1 protein-coding gene and 1 pseudogene are annotated in these 1,656 nt (G+C 48.9%); one reads left to right on the top strand and one right to left on the bottom strand.

From position 1 onward, the window contains the following. Nucleotides 1-271: 271 nt before the first annotated feature. Nucleotides 272-589: pseudogene (locus QJQ48_RS28035) on the bottom strand (ISNCY family transposase); the annotation flags it as partial. Nucleotides 590-1,088: 499 nt separating this feature from the next. On the opposite strand from QJQ48_RS28035, the gene QJQ48_RS28030 reads away from it, so the two are divergent. Then, a partial coding sequence (locus tag QJQ48_RS28030; protein ID WP_346294480.1) for a transposase family protein occupies nucleotides 1,089-1,656 on the top strand: 568 nt, incomplete at its 3' end.

Below are 1,656 nucleotides of genomic sequence, written 5' to 3'. Positions count from 1 at the left end.
TCGTCGGTGATAAGAATCACTCTTTCAAGCTCAATAAATCATCGGTTAAGTTGTGAATAATCACAGTTATTGATAGCTTAGGTCACTGATAGCTTAGTCAATTACATAGATTATCCATTAAGGTTCAATCCTTAGGAGAGAATTTCGATGACTTTTGTTATCATTACGTTGAAAAAAAAGATGTATGTTTCATCCTTGCAAGTAAATGTAAATGGTGAGGGTGATAGCGGATTCATAAGTGCTGATCATCAGCAATTCTCAGTTTAGGAAATTAGCTGGTGTTAGGTGGCGGTTTCAGCTCTAGCCCTTCAATCATGAAGGAGAGCAGATAGTCCCAACTGTCGAAGTACATGTAGCGGGTCAAGGCCCGCAGGTCATCGAAAAAAGTCTTGCGGGTAGCCAGTGCAGCCCTGAGTACCTGATACTGTTCATCCAGCAGCGCCAGCAAGGTGTGAAAGAGCAATGACAAAATGTTGAGGCTCGCCAGTAAAGCAGCCAGATGCTGTTGCCCATGACCAAAGTTGTGCTCTAGGTTATAGCCTTTCGTCTTCAAAGTATTGTTGTTCTCGTTTTCGACCTTCCAGCGGGTGTCAGGCGACAATTACATCAGCCAAAGATGTCAATTAGCTGTTAGGCAACGGTGCTGAGCCCTCATAGGATCGCCAAGCGCTGAAATGACAACTAGAACACAAGTACGTCCTGGCGAAAAAAAGACACTGAGAACGACCCCAAACGAAGGGAGCATTCTCAGTGCCCAGTCAATACATCTGTCGCGTTTCAGGCTAAGTGGGATGTCGCGTTTCAGGCTAAGTGGGATCTTCCCAACTTTTGATGATGAGGGGGAATGTGCATTGAAGTAGTGTATAGAGAGATTTTGGATAAGTGTAGTGAAGGAGAAAAGGTGTGAGCAGGCGATCGCCTTAAAGTTTGTTGCCTGGCTTTGCCCTCGCGATAATTGGCAGGGTGGCTGCTAATGAGAGTGCTCCTCTAGTTCTAATTGAGACTGGCCTCTTCCTGCCAGCGACACCAGTACATATAAACTGATTCAATTGTAGAGTAGTAAGAGCGGGTGATAGGGAAGGGGAGAATTGATAGAGGAGTTTGTACCCGGCCAGGGAGCGATTGAAGTAGAGGGTTACGAGATCGAGGAGGAAGGCCATCTGCGGATACGGGCAAGGTCGATTGTAGAAGTGAGCCACTGCCCGCAGTGCGGTTTTGAGAGCAGGCGGGTTCATAGTCGATATAAGCGTCGGCTGAAGGATTTACCGCTAGGGGAATATGAAGTAGAGCTAGAGCTGAGGGTAGGGCGTTACTACTGCGACAACGCGGAGTGCAGGCGTAGGATCTACGTGGAGCGATTGCCGGCGGTTGTGTCTCCAAGTGCGCGCCGCACGGCGCGGTTAGAGGAAAAGCTGGGACGAATAGGGATAGCCCTGGGGGGCGCGGCGGGAGAGCGATTGAGCCGAGAGCTGGGCTATGGGATAAGCGATAGCACGCTGCTGTATCTGGTATCAAAGCTGCCATTACCGAAGACGCAGGACTTAAGGGTGGTAGGGGTAGATGACTTTGCGTTTCGGAAGGGAACTCGTTACGGAACGATAGTGGTTGATTTAGTAGCGGGAGAGGTCATAGACCTGTTAGCGGATAGGGAACCGG

Source organism: Sphaerothrix gracilis Ecp01, from assembly GCF_030405905.1.
Classification (GTDB): Bacteria; Cyanobacteriota; Cyanobacteriia; order Phormidesmidales; family Phormidesmidaceae; genus Sphaerothrix; species Sphaerothrix gracilis.
This window is presented reverse-complemented; position numbering and strand designations above follow the sequence as displayed.